This is a genomic window from Staphylococcus kloosii (genome assembly GCF_032139365.1).
Classification (GTDB): Bacteria; Bacillota; Bacilli; order Staphylococcales; family Staphylococcaceae; genus Staphylococcus; species Staphylococcus kloosii_A.
Window position 1 is genome coordinate 98407 of the sequence record NZ_JAVTDB010000078.1, and the last position, 18441, is coordinate 116847.

At 32.2% G+C, this 18441-nt stretch carries 14 protein-coding genes and 2 pseudogenes; 12 read left to right on the forward strand and 4 right to left on the reverse strand.

Annotation, left to right across the window (positions count from 1 at the left end):
- Positions 1 to 214: 214 nt before the first annotated feature.
- The 4 genes from RPL90_RS11275 to RPL90_RS11290 all read left to right on the forward strand — a co-directional run bounded on the left by RPL90_RS11275 (position 215) and on the right by RPL90_RS11290 (position 5537).
- Entirely contained in the window at positions 215 to 931 is a 717-nt protein-coding gene (locus RPL90_RS11275) for a D-ribitol-5-phosphate cytidylyltransferase (RefSeq protein WP_313549623.1), read from the forward strand.
- Entirely contained in the window at positions 924 to 1949 is a 1026-nt protein-coding gene (locus RPL90_RS11280; RefSeq protein ID WP_313549626.1) for a ribitol-5-phosphate dehydrogenase, read from the forward strand. The genes RPL90_RS11275 and RPL90_RS11280 overlap by 8 nt, the downstream gene beginning before the upstream one ends.
- A 39-nt stretch (positions 1950 to 1988) precedes the next feature.
- On the forward strand, positions 1989 to 3677 hold the full coding sequence (gene tarL, locus RPL90_RS11285) for a teichoic acid ribitol-phosphate polymerase TarL (protein WP_313549628.1): 1689 nt from the start codon (positions 1989 to 1991) through the stop codon (positions 3675 to 3677).
- 135 nt (positions 3678 to 3812) lie between these two features.
- Positions 3813 to 5537 carry a glycosyltransferase gene (locus tag RPL90_RS11290; RefSeq protein WP_313549631.1) on the forward strand — a complete coding sequence of 575 codons (1725 nt, stop codon included), beginning with the start codon at positions 3813 to 3815 and terminating at the stop codon, positions 5535 to 5537.
- A gap of 228 nt (positions 5538 to 5765) precedes the next feature.
- Here the strand turns inward: RPL90_RS11290 and RPL90_RS11295 are convergent, their stop codons facing one another.
- Complete coding sequence (locus tag RPL90_RS11295; protein WP_313549633.1) at positions 5766 to 7847, reverse strand: helix-turn-helix transcriptional regulator; 2082 nt, start codon at positions 7845 to 7847, stop codon at positions 5766 to 5768.
- A 350-nt stretch (positions 7848 to 8197) separates the two neighbouring features.
- On the opposite strand from RPL90_RS11295, the gene RPL90_RS11300 reads away from it, so the two are divergent.
- Complete coding sequence (locus RPL90_RS11300) at positions 8198 to 8872, forward strand: haloacid dehalogenase type II (protein WP_313549635.1); 675 nt, start codon at positions 8198 to 8200, stop codon at positions 8870 to 8872.
- 70 nt (positions 8873 to 8942) lie between these two features.
- Here RPL90_RS11300 and RPL90_RS11305 read toward each other — a convergent pair whose 3' ends face one another.
- Positions 8943 to 9434 (reverse strand): GNAT family N-acetyltransferase, encoded by a 492-nt coding sequence (locus RPL90_RS11305; RefSeq protein ID WP_313549637.1) that lies wholly within the window; start codon positions 9432 to 9434, stop codon positions 8943 to 8945.
- 170 nt (positions 9435 to 9604) lie between these two features.
- On the opposite strand from RPL90_RS11305, the pseudogene RPL90_RS12980 reads away from it, so the two are divergent.
- Positions 9605 to 9707: pseudogene (locus RPL90_RS12980) on the forward strand (class A sortase SrtA); the annotation flags it as partial.
- Between the two features lie 56 nt (positions 9708 to 9763).
- Positions 9764 to 10198, forward strand: a pseudogene (gene srtA / locus RPL90_RS11310) (class A sortase SrtA); the annotation flags it as partial.
- Between the two features lie 62 nt (positions 10199 to 10260).
- Here srtA and RPL90_RS11315 read toward each other — a convergent pair.
- The gene (locus RPL90_RS11315; protein WP_313549643.1) at positions 10261 to 10944 is read right to left on the reverse strand and encodes an N-acetylmannosamine-6-phosphate 2-epimerase; all 684 of its coding nucleotides are present in this window, start codon (positions 10942 to 10944) and stop codon (positions 10261 to 10263) included.
- 144 nt (positions 10945 to 11088) lie between these two features.
- Here RPL90_RS11315 and RPL90_RS11320 point away from each other — a divergent pair, with 144 nt between their 5' ends.
- The 3 genes from RPL90_RS11320 (at position 11089) to nagB (ending at position 14366) form a co-directional block, all read left to right on the forward strand.
- Positions 11089 to 11892 (forward strand): MurR/RpiR family transcriptional regulator, encoded by an 804-nt coding sequence (locus RPL90_RS11320; RefSeq protein ID WP_313549646.1) that lies wholly within the window; start codon positions 11089 to 11091, stop codon positions 11890 to 11892.
- A 120-nt stretch (positions 11893 to 12012) separates the two neighbouring features.
- Positions 12013 to 13551, forward strand: a complete 1539-nt coding sequence (gene ptsG, locus RPL90_RS11325) for a glucose-specific PTS transporter subunit IIBC (protein ID WP_313549649.1) — start codon at positions 12013 to 12015, stop codon at positions 13549 to 13551.
- 68 nt (positions 13552 to 13619) lie between these two features.
- Positions 13620 to 14366 carry a glucosamine-6-phosphate deaminase gene (nagB, locus tag RPL90_RS11330; protein WP_313549652.1) on the forward strand — a complete coding sequence of 249 codons (747 nt, stop codon included), beginning with the start codon at positions 13620 to 13622 and terminating at the stop codon, positions 14364 to 14366.
- 528 nt (positions 14367 to 14894) lie between these two features.
- Here the strand turns inward: nagB and RPL90_RS11335 are convergent.
- Positions 14895 to 15773 (reverse strand): ROK family protein, encoded by an 879-nt coding sequence (locus tag RPL90_RS11335; RefSeq protein WP_313549655.1) that lies wholly within the window; start codon positions 15771 to 15773, stop codon positions 14895 to 14897.
- Between the two features lie 199 nt (positions 15774 to 15972).
- Here RPL90_RS11335 and RPL90_RS11340 point away from each other — a divergent pair, with 199 nt between their 5' ends.
- Both RPL90_RS11340 and RPL90_RS11345 read left to right on the forward strand, forming a co-directional pair.
- Positions 15973 to 16854 (forward strand): N-acetylneuraminate lyase, encoded by an 882-nt coding sequence (locus RPL90_RS11340; protein WP_313549658.1) that lies wholly within the window; start codon positions 15973 to 15975, stop codon positions 16852 to 16854.
- A gap of 25 nt (positions 16855 to 16879) precedes the next feature.
- Positions 16880 to 18418, forward strand: a complete 1539-nt coding sequence (locus tag RPL90_RS11345) for a sodium:solute symporter family protein (protein WP_313549661.1) — start codon at positions 16880 to 16882, stop codon at positions 18416 to 18418.
- Positions 18419 to 18441: the final 23 nt, after the last annotated feature.

An 18441-nucleotide genomic window follows, 5' to 3' on the forward strand; every position in this document is an offset into this window, starting at 1 on the left:
ATTAGATGCGTTAAATTGCATCTTGTGCGCAATAGATATAACTAGAAATGACATATGAAAATTGCTATTATAAAACTCATAGCCAACATAATTTTTATAAAAAATATAACGTTAAAATTAAAATGACGATTGCAAGTAATGCAATAAAAAAGATTTATAAATCTGCATTTAAATCAAACGAGAAAATAGATTGAATATTTAGGAGGACAATGAAATGATATATGCTGGAATATTAGCTGGTGGCGTAGGTTCAAGAATGGGAAATGTTCCGTTACCAAAACAATTTTTAGATTTAGACGGAAAACCCATTCTTGTACATACGGTGGAGAAATTTTTGTTAACAAGTGAGTTTGACAAAATTTATATTGCTACGCCTCAAAAATGGATTTCGCATACGAAAGACACACTTCGTAAACACAATATTACTGACGAAAGAGTTGTTGTCGTGCAAGGTGGTGCTGACAGAAACGAAACAATTATGAGTATCATTAGCGCCATCGAAGCGGAAAATAAAATTACTGATGAAGATGTTATCGTAACTCACGATGCAGTGAGACCATTTTTAACACGACGCATTATTAAAGAAAATATCGATGCAGTCATTAAACATGGTGCAGTAGATACAGTCATTACAGCAACGGATACAATTATTAGCTCTAAAGATGGCGAAGCAATTAATTCTATTCCAGTACGTGACGAAATGTATCAAGGCCAAACGCCACAATCTTTCAATATTAATTTATTAAGAAATAGCTACAATGCTTTATCAGAAGACGATAAAAAAATACTTACGGATGCGTGTAAAATTTTAGTCGTTGCTGATAAAAAAGTAAAACTCGTACTAGGCGAATTATATAACATTAAAATTACAACACCTTATGATCTTAAAGTCGCAAACTCAATCATAAAGGGTGGGATGCTGAGTGATTAACCAAGTTTATCAACTCGTAGCGCCGAGACAAATTGAAGTGACATACAATAATGAAAATATTAAAAGCGATAAAGTTATCGTGCGACCTTTATATTTATCAATTTGTGCGGCCGATCAAAGATATTATACTGGCAGTAGAAACGAATCAGTATTAGAAAAAAAATTACCAATGTCTCTCATCCATGAAGGTGTCGGTGAAGTTGTCTACGATAACAAAGGTCAATACAAAACAGGTACTAAAGTAATTATGGTACCTAACACACCAACTGAAACGGACGACGTTATTGCTGAAAATTATTTACCTACGAGTAAATTTAGATCAAGTGGTTTCGATGGTTTTATGCAAGACTATGTCTTTTTAGATCATGACCGTATCGTTGAAGTTGAAGACGATATTGACTTAAGCACGATTGCTTTTTCTGAACTTGTTTCAGTGAGTTGGCATGCTCTGCAACGTTTCGAACGTAAATCAATTTCCAACAAAAACAGTTTTGGTGTCTGGGGCGACGGTAACTTAGGCTACATTACTGCTATATTGTTGCATAAACTATACCCTGAAGCTAAAATTTATGTATTTGGTAAAACAGATTATAAATTAAGTCATTTTTCATTTGTAGAAAATGTTTATCATATTCATAACGTGCCAAAAGGCGTAACATTCGACCATGGTTTCGAATGTGTCGGTGGTAAAGGTAGCCAATCAGCGATTGATCAAATCATTGATTTAATTTCACCTGAAGGTAGTATTGGTTTACTCGGCGTAAGTGAATATCCGGTTGAAGTTAATACGCGTTTAGTTTTAGAAAAAGGATTAACGATGATTGGCAGTAGCCGTAGTGGTGCGCAAGATTTTCAAGATATAGCTACATTTTATAAAGAAAACCCTGATGTCGTTGAAAAACTATCCTTACTAAAAGGAAATGAATTTGAAGTGAAAACAATCGATGATGCTGTTAAAGCCTTTGAAGCAGATTTATCTACTTCATGGGGCAAAACAGTAATTAAATGGACTATGTAATATAAATGATCATGAATGGTAAAAGAGAGGATTTTGAAATTGAGTAAATCAAAAATAATAATTGACGATATATACTGGGAACGTATCCAATTATTTATTGAAGGTCATGTTGAAGCATTGCAAATTAACAATAAAAATTTCATGCTTAGAAATTTAACTGAAACAAAAGAATTATATGCAAATGATGTGAAAATAGATGGCAATAAGTTTACAGCACGCTTTAATGTGGCCATTTTAGACGACGGTAACTACTTACCAAATGGTGAATATCTACTAGTTTATAAAGGTGATTTTGATTATATTGCAAATATTAATGAATCACTTTTAAATCCTACTAATTATGAATTAGATGAAGAGCAACTAGAAAAATATGAGCTTATTGAAACTCAAAACGGTAAAAATAATTTCTTGTTGGATCATTTTAAGTATGTGTTTAGAAGAGGTGGTAATTCTAAGAAAACGAATTATACCGTAAAACCAATGATTTCAAGTGAAGTTAATGAATTTGTGTTGAAAATAATTTTCAAAAAACCTGCGGAAAAGTTAAATCCAGTTAGAAAGAAAATTATGGAATATCAAGTCAAAGTCAATAAATACACTTATAATATTCGTAACTTTATGTTCAAAACAATATTTAATGTAACGAAATTCTTCCATATGAGAAAAGGGAATCTAGTACTATTCACTTCGGACTCAAGAGCTGAAATGTCTGGGAACTTTGAGTACATTTATGATGAAATGTTACGTCAAAACCTTGATAACAAATACGATATCCGTTCTCTTTTTAAACACAATATTTCAGCACGTCGTAATTTCGTCGATAAATTTAGATTTCCGTATTTATTAGGTAAAGCAGATTATATTTTCGTCGATGATTTTCATCCTTTACTTTATACAGTGAATTTTAGAAAGAGCCAAGAAATCATTCAAGTATGGCATGCCGTTGGAGCTTTCAAGACTGTAGGGTTTAGCCGTGCTGGTAAAAGTGGTGGACCATTCTTCAATTCTGTAAATCATAGAAATTACACAAAAGCATTCGTTTCTGCGGAAAACGATATTCCATTTTATGGTGAAGCGTTCGGTATTAAAGAACGTAATATTATCCCGACAGGGGTACCTAGAACTGATATTCTATTCGATAAAGATTACGAACGTAAAATAACTGAAGAAATGGAAGAAGAATTACCGATTATTAAAGGTAAAAAAGTTATTTTATTTGCGCCAACGTTCAGAGGGCATGGACACCATACGGCGCATTATCCTTTCTTCAAAATAGACTTTGCTAGACTGGCAAAATATTGTAAAGATAATAATGCGGTTGTGTTATTTAAAATGCATCCATTTGTTACGAATAAACTTAACATTCCAAGAGAATATGAAGAGTATTTTGTCGATGTTTCTGACATTCGAGAAGTAAATGATATTTTATTTGTTACTGATATTTTAATCAGTGATTACTCATCTCTTGTATATGAATTTGCCGTATTCAAAAGACCGATGTTATTTTATGCATTTGATCTTGAGGATTACATTACGTCAAGAGATTTCTATGAACCTTATGAAACGTTTGTACCAGGTAAAATTGTACAATCATTTGATGACTTAATTACAGCACTTGATAACGAAGATTTTGAACAAGAAAAAGTACCTAAATTTTTAGACAAACACTTTAAATATCAAGATGGCCGTTCAAGTGAAAGGGTAGTAAGAACACTATTTGGTAGCTAATTAAAATAACGTGATATATATGAACTGAGTGCAAAATAATATAAATTAAGTTAAAGTTTATTGCTCTAACTTAATCTAGTCGAGGGAACATTTATTTTGAAACTCAGTTCATTTTTTAGGAGTGAAGTATATAGTATGAAGTTTTCAATTATTGTGCCAACATACAACTCAGAAGCCTATATAGAAGAATTAATGAACAGTCTTAAAAATCAAACTTATGATAGCAATGATTTTGAAGTCATCGTGGTAGATGATTGCTCTTCAGATGATACTTTAAAAAAAGTAAATAAATATAAAAAATATTTAAACTTAACTGTTAAAAAGCTAGATGCTAATTCAGGTGGTCCAGGGAAACCAAGAAATACTGCACTCGCTTTAGCAAAAGGTGAGTTTGTATTTTTCGTTGACTCTGATGACTATATTAATATAGAAACATTGCAAGACGTAGCCAACTTTGTAAATGAAAATAAACCAGATGTTGTGTTAGTGAAAATGGAAGGTGTGAATGGCAGAGGTGCGCCGCGCTCGATGTTTAAAAAAACTGAAGACGGTTTAACTTTAGCAAACTCACGCATAATTTATACGCTAAGCCCGACGAAGTTTTACCGCACAGCGTTGTTAAAAGAACATAATATTAACTTTCCAGAAGATTTAAAAAGTGCAGAGGATCAATTGTTTACGATGCAAGCTTATGTTCATGCAGATAATATAGCAACTTTAGCCGATAAATCTTATTACTATGCTACAAAGCGTGAAGGTGAACATATGAGTTCTGCATACGTGAAGCCCATTGACTTTTATAAAATTATGACGCTTATTGTAGAAGAAGTATTAAATAGTGATTTAGAAAATAAAAATGAAATCATTGGTAAATTTATCACGCGTCATTTTCTATTTTCGCGTACGCGCAATTTTTCTTTGAAAATTAAGTCAAATCAAACGGCAGTTTGGATGGAAGCGCTTGGAGACTTTGTTCAAACTGTGCCTGAAGAAGCCGATAAGTATGTAAATGAAGAGATACGACCACTATTATATTATGGACGTAATAAAGACTTCAAAAATTATAAAATTGTCGAACAAAGCTATAAGGATAGTGCGTTTTATAATACAGAAGTAGGTAACAAAGCGATGAAAATACAATTCGCTGAGAATGAACCTTTTTTTAATTTTGAAAATATCTCAGATCCTGATGTTAAAATGACACAATTTGATTTCAACGAGCAAAATATAACTATTGAACTACAATTTATAAGGTCGGTATTTCCTCCTAACCAGGCGACTTCAATGAAAATAAAATTGTTGTCACGAAATAAAAAAGAAGTTATTTATATTCCTGTGACCGTGAATAATCGAAATTCATTTAAATTTGTGGCTAATTTAAATGAAATGATGGCATATTTACAACGAGAAAAAGTATGGGATGCCATTCTTGAAATAAAACTAGGTGAAAAAACTATTAATAAACGTATTGGTAGTAACCGTAACCAGTATCCATATGAAGCTGAAACAAGTACAATAGCTACAAATGGGCATAAATATTTTAGGTTTACGCCTTACTTTACTAAAGACTATGACAATCTATCGTTTTATGTCACGCCCACAGAACTTAGCGATATGTTTACAATTACTACTAAAAATAAACAAAAACTAACATTAAGTTGTAAAGCATTTAACTATATTTTATCAGAAGGGTTAACTTCTATTATAGTTAAAAATGGTTATACCTATGGTTATTTAAATAAAGTGAGTCATAGTGATACGTTCAAATACGAAGTAGTGTTCAATGATAAAATTAAAACAAGAATGTTTAAAAAGCCCTTTAAATTAGAAATGCCACAATTAACGTTATATTTTAACTAATATTAATGTTTACACTTATAAAATAAAAATGATGGGATTGGCACAAAAATCTTAATTTTGTAAGAAGATTTTGTAGTCCCGCTTTCGCAAGGATAACTAGAATTGAAAGCAGCATGATGCAAGCGCATTTTCAATTCAGTCATCTACTGACCATATAAAAGATGAGCCTGAAGACGATATAATGTCTCAAGCTCATCTTTTTTAACTTTTGATAAAGGTTCATTGTGATCATGTATAAAACTTTAAATAATGTATTGAACCTTGATCTAATAGCACATCTAGTGGTGAATACGGTTCATAAACATTTATGTAGTCATTTGGAGCATTGACTTTATTAAAATTAACTAGTGGCATTTTATCTAAGTCTAACGTATCTATCGATGCATTGTTAGAAATTGCATTTGAAAATAGATGAGAAGATGTTTTTAATACACGATTGAACACGTGAAAACGTTGTGTAAACTTATGTTGAATTGTTATAAGATATTGCAATGAGTAGTGCACCGGCTTATCATCATAAAGTAATATTTGAAATGTATTGTCTTTACTCATTAATAAACCTAATTCATGGAATTGAATTTGTTGTCCCATAAATGGCAAAAGCATGCCGTATATGTGAACGAGTGACAGACTGTGAGTGGATGCATTTAATACTACAATATCATCGTTGTATTCTAACAATAAAGGAAAGCCGAATCCCCCTATATATTGTGATAATTCTATAAGAAAATGAAGTATTTTTACAGCATTTATTTTAGTATAAGAGTTAAAATAGCTATTAATATCGTCCGTAGAAATACGTGTAAATATAAGTGACTTAGCGTATTCTTTAAGTTCTTTAATAAAAGAAAGTAAAGCTTCGCAACCATGCATACTTTGTGTAGTATGCGTTAATTTGTAAATTAATGTAGTGAAATTTTGATTAATCATATAGAAGTCCATATTTAAATCGCGCACATATTTAATAGTGGATGCAAAGGTACTTTGAGAATGATTAATATAATTATCTAGTGAAACGCCCAAACTAATATCAGGGTATCTATTACGTATAAGTCGTTTTATAGAATCGTGTTGTGTGGTTGTCATACATTTATCGTATATAACTAACTTAATAAATTTATAGTAAGGAAAGTAAGCGCAGTTACTATCTATGACTTTTAGCAACTGTCGTTCGAGTAATTGGTAAAATTCTATAGAATATATAGGTAAGACTAAGCAACAATTTTTGATTTTTAGTTTAGGCAGTATTGCTAATAATAATTTGACATTGAAAGGCGTGAGATCGCTTGTCTTCAATTGTTCTATACATATATGTGGTTTAGAGAAGTGCGACAAATTAAAATAATCATCTTGAATATGCATCAACTTACTTAATGTAGCAACATCTTTTATAGTGATAAATGTCTTTGGTATTGGTAATGATATCGTTTGCTTTGTCGAGTTTAAATTTAATGTATAAACTAATGGTGTTGTCGTTTTTTGTTGATTATTTGTGGTTAACTTATGATAATCCTCAGTTATTGAGTTGATTCTTAAAGTACTTTGGCAAATAGACATTTGACTTTTGAATTGATGAATATATACTTTGGGAGGTACGTTCAAGTACGCTTTGAAATGTTTGGTGAAAGTACTTAAATTCGTAAAGCTATAACTTCTCGCGACACTTTGTATACTTTGGTTAGTTGACAATAAATCAGTTAACGATAATGCTATTTTTAAGCTCATCACATAATTTTTAAAATGCAAGTGCATAACATTTGAGAACAAAATCGAAATATAAGATTGTGAAACAAAAAAATGTTGTGCGACGGTTTTAGTATGTATGGCATCGTTCAAATGCTTATTAATATAAGTTAATATATCATTCAATAATTTATGATTTGCTTTAAATTGCGGTAAATATTGATGGGTCAAAGTACATTTAGCCTCTTTGAGCAACAAGGAAATAATATTGGCAATATCACGCGTTGAAATTGTAGTATTACTATTATGAATGGATAAATGGCGGGTAATAATACTATGTAATGACTTTGGATTATTAAGTAAATCAAAGTCGAAATAACAATTTGAAAGTGATGGTTCACGTTCTATGAATAACGTTAAAGGGATCCTTAACTCAACAAGTTCATTTATGTTGAGGTATTGATAAAGATCACAATTATTAATTATAAGTCCATTTTGAATATTACGAATGGTACCATTTAAATTGACTAAACTTGTTTCTGCAAGGGGTATTAAAATGATGACCTCATTAATGCAACGCTTAAGTGGCGTAGTAACATTATTAAGAATTGAAAGTGTACTCGTCATAATAAAACCTCATGTAATTAGTTATTTTATTTATTTTAACTGTTACTTTAACAATTATGGAGGTTAATAACTTATTATTATTTAGATAATGTGTAAAAGTAATAAAATAAGGGGTCGGTTTTGTATATTTTGTAGTAATCCTAAATTTTAGTAATAAATTGCCATGTAGCATTAATGAAATTTGGCGGATAGTTATATAATGTAAACGTTCAAGTATTGTATTAATGACGCGCAAGCAATAGCCATATAGATAGTAACAGTTTTGTATTGTGAAAAATGTATTGTTTCAAATTTTAAATATTGGCTAAATAAATAGGAAATACGTGTGTTTTTAAGAGGGGGCCAGTGATATGTATAAAGTAATCGTTTTTGATGTATATGGCACGATGTTTGATGTAAATTCAATTAGTGATTATCTTGAAAAGTATGATGCTGAAAATGCTCAAGAAATAGCTGATCTTTGGAGAAAAACACAGTTGTACCACGCCGCTTTAAGACAAGTAATGCAACGCTATACGCGTTATGATGAAATAACGAAAAACGCGTTGCGCTATGCATTAGATGTTTATGAAGTTAAACATAATAGAGAAGATATTAATGAATTATTCGATGGTTATTTACATTTAGATTATTTTAAAGAAATACCTAAGTCTTTTGATGAATTAAAAAATAAAAACGTAGAATTGGCAATATTATCTAATGGCAATGATAATATGTTAAGAACTTTAGTAGATAATTCAGCTATATCAGAACATATCGATGCGATTATGAGCGTTGATGAAGTTAAACAATACAAGCCGAGTCCAGCAAGTTATGCGCTCGTATTAAAATATTATCAAGTTAAAAGAAGTGATATTTTATTTGTTTCATCTAATACGTGGGACGTAAATGGTGCAGCGAACTTTGGCTTTGATACGGCATGGGTTAATAGAAACAATGCAATATTTGATGAAAATGGTGCAGCGCCTACGATTACGGTAAATAACCTCAATGAATTAGTAAAATGGTTAGAAATGAGAACATAAAAAAGCTCAGTACAATCAATGTCGATATGTGCTAACCACATGATGTACTGACTACAATATAATGATTGCATTATTCAGTTAAATCTAATTGATAGAAAGCTAAGTCTAGCCAGTGATCAAATTTATAACCTACATTTGTTATTGTACCTGAATAAGTGAAGTTGAATTTTTTATGGAGATGGATACTTTTATCATTTGTGGCATCTATTCCAGCAACAATCGTCTTATAGCCTTTTGCTTTAACATCAGTTAATAATTCAGTTAATAATTTTCGTGCAATACCATTTCCACGATAGTCTTTATCAACATAAATTGAATGTTCAATTGTATATTGATACGCTGGCCAATCTCTAAATGAACCATAAGTAGCAAACCCGACTGCTTTATTATCTAACTCAAAAACAAAGATAGGCTCATTATGAGTTGATTTAATATCGAACCATTGTACTCTGTTCTCAAGTGTTTGTGCCTCGTATGTATATACTGCTGTGGTATTTAATATGGCGTCATTATAAATTTCTAGTATTGCAGGTAGATCTTCTTTCGTAGCAAAACGAATCATACAATAATCATTCCTTTATTTTTATTTATTGATTTCTTTGTACAAGAAATTTACTATAATTGCAAATCAGTGTAAGAACACTGTACACGTAAATAAATGAAATTTAGCTTAAAAATATTTCTATATCGTGCTATATTTAATAATAACTAAATCGATAAAGGAAGTTATGCATGAAACGATGGACAAATCGAGCCATGACCGTCATTGGGGTTTTACTTATTTTAGCTGCACTTGCTATTTTCATAAAGCCTCATGTAGAAAATTATCTACAACAGCGTCATGATCAGCAACAAATTACTCAGTACGAAAAAAGACATGCGCATCGGTCAAAGGTAACTATACCAAAAGATAAATCACAGGCGGTAGGCGTGCTTTCAGTACCGGACGCTAAAATTAAAACGCCAGTATATCCAGGACCAGCGACACCAGCACAACTAAATCGAGGTGTGAGTTTTGCAGAAGACAACGAATCTCTCGAAGATCAAAATATTGCCATTGCCGGGCATACTTTTACCGATAGAGAACATTACCAATTCACAAATTTACCAGCCGCCAAGAAGAATAGCAAAGTATATTTTAAAGTAGGCAACCAGACAAGAAAATATAAAATAGTACAAATATACGATGTAAAACCTACTGATGTGCATGTACTCGATGAACATCAGGGACAAAAAAATCAATTAACACTCATCACTTGCGATCACTATAATAAACAAACGGGTGAATGGGATGACAGAAAAATATTTATTGCACAAGCAAGTTAAAAAGGCTAGGACAAAGTAATGGGATACGCATCACTTTATTGTCCTAGTCTTTTTATGTTTTATCATTTTAGTTCGTCTACAAAACGTTTTGTTATTTCTTTAGGTCTTGTAATTGCTCCGCCTACAACTGTGCAATAAACACCTAATTCTGTAACTCTCGCAAACATTTCAGGCGTTATAACATTACCTTCAGCAATCACTTTCGTATTTACCGTCTCGAGCACTGATTTTAAAAATTCAAAATCATTGTCATAAAGTTTATGACTCTGTGTATATGAAGTATAACCTCTTAGTGTAGTACCTATATAGTCAAAGCCTAATTCTTCGGCATGCTTTGCTTCTTCGATTGTAGAAATATCTGCCATAATTTCTACGTTTGGTGCTTTTGTTCTAATATAGTCTACTAATTCAGCTAATGTTTCTTTAGGACGTTCTTGATCAGTAGCTTCAAGTGCTATCACTTCACATTGGCTTTCAATTAATTCATCCACTTCTTTAGACGTCGCTGTGATAAACACTTTTGAACGATCATAGTCTCGTTTAACAATACCAATAACTGGTAAGTCAACCGTAGACTTAATTGCGCTAATATCTTCTTTCGTATTTGCTCTAATACCTACCGCTCCACCTTCGTAAGCAGCTAATGCCATTTTTGACATGATGAACGACGAATGTAAAGGTTCGTCAGGTAAAGCTTGGCATGAAACTATAAGTCCCTGAGGTAACATAATATATACACGCTCCATTACATAGAATTTATAAAAATAGTGTTGTGCTTTTTGCAATAAGTACAATATAACATTAAGAAAATATTAATCAATAGTTTGTCTTATAATGAAAAAATTTTTCTTTTATATTACAATATATATAAATAAAAGGGGGATATAACAATGAAATTTGATAATAGGGTACAGCGCTATAAGCATCTATTTACAAAAACAGATAAACAAATTGTTGCATATATAAAAAGTAGTGAGTTTGACGATACATTTTCAACTATAAATTCATTGGCACATGCTGTAGATGCCTCACCTGCTACTGTTACAAGGTTTTCTAATAAGTTAAAATATGAAAACTTTCAAGATATGAAATTTAATTTATTACAAGAGATGACGAATAATGAAATTGAAAACAGCCCATTAATTCAAAAGATTCATAATTATCATCAAAACACAATTCAACAAACAGGTGAGTTTATTTCAGATAGTAGTATTAAGAGTTTTGTAAATCAAATTATGCGCAGTAGACAAATTATATTTGCAGGCATAGGTAGTTCAGGACTTTCAGCAACAGAATTTTATTACAGAATGATGCGTATGGGATTAAAAGGAAATGTTTCTACAGATTCACATCAAATGAAAATATTTGCTTCGTTATTAACGGCTTCCGATACTTTCGTCGCCATTTCAAATAGTGGTGAAACGGACGAACTGATTACTGCTGCAAATATTGCACATGAAAGGGGGGCTTTTGTAGTTGCAATTACTAACTACCAAGGCAGTGGACTAACTGAATGTGCAGATTTAGTATTGATTACCACTGATCAATCTAGAACGAATGACAATCGTTTCGTTAATACACAAATAGCGACGTTATTTTTAATCGATATCGTTAGTTACTTATTGTTAGATGATGCTCATCTGCATAAAGTTTATAACAAAACGACAGATGTCATTTTAAATGATAAAAATTAATAATGCGAGGCACTTTAATAGAGAATGTCTACAATGATTGAAAATGTTTTTCATATTATAAAAATATATTGATAATAATTTTTATAAAAGCTATATTATAGGTAATCAGGGGGTGCCAGAGTGAAAAACATTTTTGAAAAAGCACAACAATTCGGAAAATCATTTATGTTGCCAATCGCAATTTTACCTGCGGCAGGTTTGCTATTAGGTATTGGAGGGGCATTGAGTAATCCTAATACGATAAAAGCCTATCCGATGTTAGATATTGGACTATTACAAAATATATTGACGTTAATGTCGTCGGCCGGAAATATTGTCTTTCAAAATTTAGCCGTCATATTTGCAGTTGGTGTTGCTATTGGCTTAGCGAGAAGTGACAAGGGAACTGCTGGTTTGGCAGCGATGTTAGGTTTTCTAATCATGAATGCATCGATGAATGGTTTGTTGAACATAACTGACACGCTAGCTAAAAGTAGTTTGCCAGAGCATGGCCAAAGTATGGTCCTAGGTATTCAATCCGTCGAGACAGGGGTCTTTGGTGGTATTATTACTGGCGTAATGACTGCGAATCTGCATAATAAATTTCACAAAATAGAGTTGCCACCCTATCTTGGTTTCTTTGGTGGCTCAAGATTCGTGCCTATTGTTACTGCCTTCCTTTCTATTGTATTAGGCGTAGTGATGTTCTTTATTTGGCCAACTGTTCAACATTGGATTTTTAATGTAGGTGGCTTAGTTAATAAAACGGGCATAATTGGTACATTTTTCTTTGGATTTGTTTTACGTTTGTTAGGACCATTTGGTTTGCATCATATTTTTTATCTACCGTTTTGGCAAACTGCGCTTGGAGGCAGTATGGAAGTTAAAGGTCAACTTGTACAGGGCACACAAAATATTTTCTTTGCACAACTTGGTGATAGTCACGTGACTAAATTTTATTCAGGTGTTTCCCGTTATATGTCAGGTCGTTTTATTACGATGATGTTTGGCTTATGTGGTGCCGCATTGGCGATTTACCATACCGCTAAGCCAGAACATAAAAAAGTGGTAGGTGGACTTATGTTATCAGGTGCGCTTACTTCATTTTTAACTGGTATTACGGAACCATTAGAATTCAGTTTCTTATTTGTTGCACCAGTATTATATATTGTTCATGCATTTTTAGATGGTTTAGCGTTTATGATGGCTGACATTTTTAATATTACGATTGGTCAAACATTCAGTGGAGGTTTTATCGATTTTCTATTATTTGGCGTTTTACAAGGTAATAGTAAAACAAACTATTTATTAATCATACCTATAGGCATAGTTTGGTTTATACTCTATTACGTTATTTTTAGAGTATTGATTATGAAGTTGAATTTGAAAACACCAGGTAGAGAAGATAAAGCCGCAGTCCAACAAGTGGATGCTACAGATCGAGCAAGAACGATTGTTGAAGGATTAGGCGGCAAAGAAAATATCGAAATTGTTGATTGTTGTGCGACACGCTTGAGAGTTACCTTAAAAAGTAATGATGTCGTTGATAAAGAAAAACTTGAATCTACTGATGCAAGAGGCGTAGTGCAAAAGGGGAATGGTGTACAAGTTATTTATGGCCCGCATGTAACAGTTATCAAAAATGAAGTCGAAGAATTACTAGAGCAAAATGATCAATAATTAATCTTAAGAAGTATAGTATAGATAATGTATCAGACATGAAGCTATATAAAATGGGTGGTATAAATATGAAAGTTATTAATTTAAAAGATAAACAATTAGCAAGTGAACATGTCGCTACAGAAATTGTAAAATTAATTATTTCAAAACCAAATACGGTATTAGGTTTAGCTACGGGAGGAACAATGACTGAACTATATCAATATTTGGTTGAATTAATTAATGCTAATAATTTAGATTTGAGTGATGTTGTCACATTTAATTTAGATGAATATGTAGGTTTAAGTTCAGAAGATAAGCAAAGCTATCATGAATATATGCAAGAACGTTTGTTTAAATATAACGATAGTTGGAACGACAATAATATTCATATACCAAGTGGTGTAGGTCCGGATTTAGAAGTGGAAGCATATAATTATGAACAACAAATTGAACAATGTGGACCAATAGATTTACAACTATTAGGTATAGGAGAAAATGGTCATATAGGTTTCAATGAACCAGGTACTTCTTTTAATAGTCGTACAAGAGTAGTCAATTTAACACCTTCTACAATTCATGCTAATAGTGTAAACTTTAATAATATTGATGATGTGCCAGTCCAAGCTGTATCAATGGGCTTGTCATCTATAATGGGGGCCAAACATATTATATTATTAGCCTTTGGTGATAAAAAGGTAGACGCTGTTAAACGTTTATTACAAGGTGATGTTTCAACTGATTTACCTGCCTCTATATTGCATCAACATCAAAACGTAGATATTTATGTCGATGATGTTATTTTTAATAAGCTAAAAGAAGATAATGAAGTGTAAGTCATATATTTATAAAGTAAAAACTATAAAAGTATGTAATAGGGAGCATAGTTTTATAATAGTGACTGTGGAAAAAAGCTTAGTCATAACCCCCATTAAAATAGCACGCAGATGATTTAATTCAATTCATCTGCGTGCTTCTTTTTATTCAATAGTTTGTATTGTTGGCTCGCTTACTTAAAAAACAGCTGCAGTCTAAAGTCTTCAGCGTATCCTGTTACTCCAAGCGTCTTGCTAAAATAAGTCGCATTCATATATGATTTCACATTAAAATACTTTAGAAATTAAGGCTATTTTGAGTGTCACTCGAATGTCAATTCGAAGCATAATTAAAGTCAAAAGAGCACTTAACTTTGTATTAATAACATTTAATATAAGAAAAGTTGTAGTGCAACGCGCTAACTATAATCAAACAATAATGAAACCGACAATTACTATATATTTCAATAGTAATTGCCGGTTTTACATGTCCATACCATGCACTTTTATATTTTACGATTATTTTAAAAATGAAAGTGTCTGTCATTTTTAAAGTAAGTTAGCGATTGCCCCGATAAGCGCTGCGTTATTTAGTGACAAAGCAGTTTGGATTTGTGCGTGACCATAATGATATGGTAAATAACATTCTATTTTTGGAACGATAAAGTTTAATAGATTTTCGCCTTGTGCTGATATAGCGCCCCCAATAAGAATAACATCGGGATCATAAATAATTTGTATTTGCGCAATACCTTCAGCTAAATAAGTGCTCCATTCGTTTAATATGTCGTTAGCTAATGTATCGCCTTGCTTGGCATCTTTAAAGAGTTGTTTTACATTTGAATCATATAGATAATGTTTAGTTTCCATTAGTTGTTTGAGGCCAGAAGTAGAAGCCCGAGTTTCGAAAGTCGTTTCGCTATGGCTGTCGTAAAGTAAATAACCAATTTGATTAGCACGATGTCTAGCACCTGTATGAATCCCTAAAGTGCGATTATAAAATGCACCACCGATACCAGTACCGATAGTTAAGCAAAAAATATTATCTTGTGGATAATTATGGTAAGTTAACTCTCCAAGTAAAGCTGCATTAACATCATTAAGAACGGCTATATTAGAATATAAAGGGGCTAAGTAATCTTTAAAGTTTGTACCTTTATAATTAGGTATGGTAGGCCCACTATATATCACGCTTCCTACTTCGTCATCAATTACGCCTGCACTTGAGATACCTAAATCTAAATTACTGATACGATATTTTTCTTTATAATATTTAACAATACGATAAACTTCGTCGATGATTAAATCTGTGACATTGTTAGGTGTTGGCACACTGTTATTTTCAATAAATGATAAATCAGTGGCATTGATAACTGCCGACTTGATATTTGTGCCACCAATATCAATTGCTACTTTATAATTGCTCATTTCGCTCCTCCTCAAAGGTTTTTTGCGTAATTATGAAAAATATTTTCATTAACTTAACACTTAATTGATTAATATTTTCAAAAATCTATTGATAAGTTAAATGTTAGCGTTTACAATTCAACCTGTAAAGTAAAAATTTTAACGAGCTATTTATTGAATAGTTACGTTTCGACATTATGAAAGCGGAGGTTTTTATATTATGCGTGAAGAAATGAAAGGTTTATATGCAGCATTATTAGTTCCTTATGATGAACAAGGTCAAGTTAAAGAAAAAGCTTTGAAAGAATTTGCGTTAAATGCTATAGATAATGAAGGTTTAGACGGCTTGTACGTTAACGGTAGTTCAGGAGAGAATTTTTTAATTAGTACAGCTCAAAAAAAACAAATCTTCAAAGTCGTTAAAGATGTGGTTGGAGATAAAGCACAATTAATCGCACAAGTTGGTTCTTTAGACTTAAATGAAGCAATCGAGTTAGGTAAATATGCTACCGAATTAGGCTACGACGCAATTTCCGCAGTGACACCGTTCTATTATCCTTTCTCATTCGAAGAAATTAAAGATTACTATTTTGAACTTATTAAAGAAACTCAAAATGACTTAATTATTTATGCGATTCCTGGATTAACAGGTGTAGATATTTCAATGGATCAATTTGGAGAATTATTCTCGAACGACAGCGTTATTGGTGTTAAATATACTGCTCCTGATTTCTTCTTACTTGAAAGAATTCGTAAAAAATTCCCTGATAAATTAATCTTTTCTGGTTTTGATGAAATGCTAGTTCAAGCAGCTATTTCAGGCGTTGATGGTGCTATTGGTTCTACTTATAACGTCAACGGTAAACGCGCACGCGAAATTTTTGAAAATGCTCAACAAGGAAATATTGACAAAGCTTATGAATTGCAACACGAAACTAACGACATTATTGCGCCTGTATTAGAAATGGGTCTGCATGGTTCATTAAAAGAAATTCTTGCTTCTAGAGGGTTAGAAAGTGGTTTGCCAAAACGTCCATTTAAACCATTTAATGAAAACAATAGACAAAGATTAGAAACATTAATTAAACAATATAATTTATAGATTGTAGCAAAGGGGATGAGCTATTATGCAACAAGTGGGATTTGGCGCATGGAACTGGATCGCGTTATTTATCTATCTAATTGTCATGTTAATAGTAGGTGCGTACTTTACTAAACGTGCAGGTAAAAATACCGAAAGCTTCTTCACTGCAAGTGGTAGATTACCATCTTGGGCTGTAGGATTTTCTATTTACGCAACAACGTTAAGTGCCATTACTTATATGTCTACACCAGAAAAAGCGTTTTTAACAGATTGGTCTTATATCGCAGGTAATATAGCTATTATTGCTATTATTCCGTTATTAATTTATTTTTATATACCATTCTTTAAAAAGCTAAAAATCACTTCAGCTTATGAATATTTAGAAGCACGTTTTGGACCAAGTATTCGTGTAATTGGATCATTACTATTTGTACTTTTCCATTTAGGTCGAATAGCTATCGTCATTTATTTACCGACGTTAGCTATTACTTCAGTATCTGATATGAACCCATATCTTGTAGTCACTTTAGTAGGTTTACTATGTATTGTTTACACATTCCTAGGTGGTTTCGAAGGGGTCGTATGGAGTGACTTTATCCAAGGTGTTATTTTATTAGGTGGCGCAATTTTAATTATTATTCTAGGTATAATTTACATCCCAGGTGGTTTCCATACAATGGCTCACGATGCGATTGAGCATAAGAAAGTCATTAGTGTCGATAACTGGAAAATTAACAGCGCCGCAGCAGCAATACCTGTTATTTTTATTGGGAATATTTTCAACAATTTACATCAATATACGGCGAGTCAAGATGTTGTGCAACGTTATCAAGCATCACCTTCATTTAAAGAAACAATTAAATCTTTATGGACAAACGGGGTTTTAGTAATCATCTCTGCACCAATTTTCTATGGTATGGGGACAATGTTGTACTCATTTTATCGTCATGCGGATAGTCTGCCAAAAGGTTTTAATACATCTTCAATCGTACCGTACTTTGTGTTAACTGAAATGCCTCCATTTGTAGGTGGAATTGTTATTGCAGCAATATTTGCTGCTGCACAATCTACAATTTCATCAAGCTTGAATTCAATTTCAGCTTGTATATCTGTTGATATTAAACATAGATTCTTTAGTAAAAGAAGCGAAAAAGAAGAAGTTAAATTTGCCAGATGGGTCATTATCATTGCAGGGATCTTTGGTTATGTAATGTCACTTTATCTCATCGCGTCAAATTCAAACGATTTATGGGATTTATTCTTATTAATTACTGGATTATTTGGTGTGCCGTTAGCGGGTGTGTTCGCCGTAGGTATCTTTACAAAACGTGCAAACAGCTTTGGTATTATCATTGGTTTAGTTTTAGGTGCGATAGTCGCATATACAATGAATAAATTTGGTGGAGATAACTCACCATTTATCGTTTCAATATTATCATTTGCTATCGCATTTGGTGTTTCATACTTCGCTAGCTTCTTGGCTCCAAAATATAATAAAGATATTACTGGACTTACAATCTATGAGAAAAATAAACCTGCAACATATATTGCTAAAGTTAAACATACAGAAGCAAAAGCTTAAGTTAAAATGTTCAGGCAAAAAAT

Excerpts from the sequence above, each read along its gene's own strand:
- RPL90_RS11300 (WP_313549635.1), top strand. The coding sequence starts at position 8,198 with ATGTATAAAGTAATCGTTTTTGATGTATATGGCACGATGTTTGATGTA.
- RPL90_RS11305 (WP_313549637.1), bottom strand. The coding sequence starts at position 9,434 with ATGATTCGTTTTGCTACGAAAGAAGATCTACCTGCAATACTAGAAATT.
- RPL90_RS11320 (WP_313549646.1), top strand. The coding sequence starts at position 11,089 with ATGAAATTTGATAATAGGGTACAGCGCTATAAGCATCTATTTACAAAA.
- nagB (WP_313549652.1), top strand. The coding sequence starts at position 13,620 with ATGAAAGTTATTAATTTAAAAGATAAACAATTAGCAAGTGAACATGTC.
- RPL90_RS11335 (WP_313549655.1), bottom strand. The coding sequence starts at position 15,773 with ATGAGCAATTATAAAGTAGCAATTGATATTGGTGGCACAAATATCAAG.
- RPL90_RS11295 (WP_313549633.1), bottom strand. The coding sequence starts at position 7,847 with ATGACGAGTACACTTTCAATTCTTAATAATGTTACTACGCCACTTAAG.
- RPL90_RS11315 (WP_313549643.1), bottom strand. The coding sequence starts at position 10,944 with ATGGAGCGTGTATATATTATGTTACCTCAGGGACTTATAGTTTCATGC.
- RPL90_RS11345 (WP_313549661.1), top strand. The coding sequence starts at position 16,880 with ATGCAACAAGTGGGATTTGGCGCATGGAACTGGATCGCGTTATTTATC.
- RPL90_RS11290 (WP_313549631.1), top strand. The coding sequence starts at position 3,813 with ATGAAGTTTTCAATTATTGTGCCAACATACAACTCAGAAGCCTATATA.
- RPL90_RS11275 (WP_313549623.1), top strand. The coding sequence starts at position 215 with ATGATATATGCTGGAATATTAGCTGGTGGCGTAGGTTCAAGAATGGGA.
- RPL90_RS11340 (WP_313549658.1), top strand. The coding sequence starts at position 15,973 with ATGCGTGAAGAAATGAAAGGTTTATATGCAGCATTATTAGTTCCTTAT.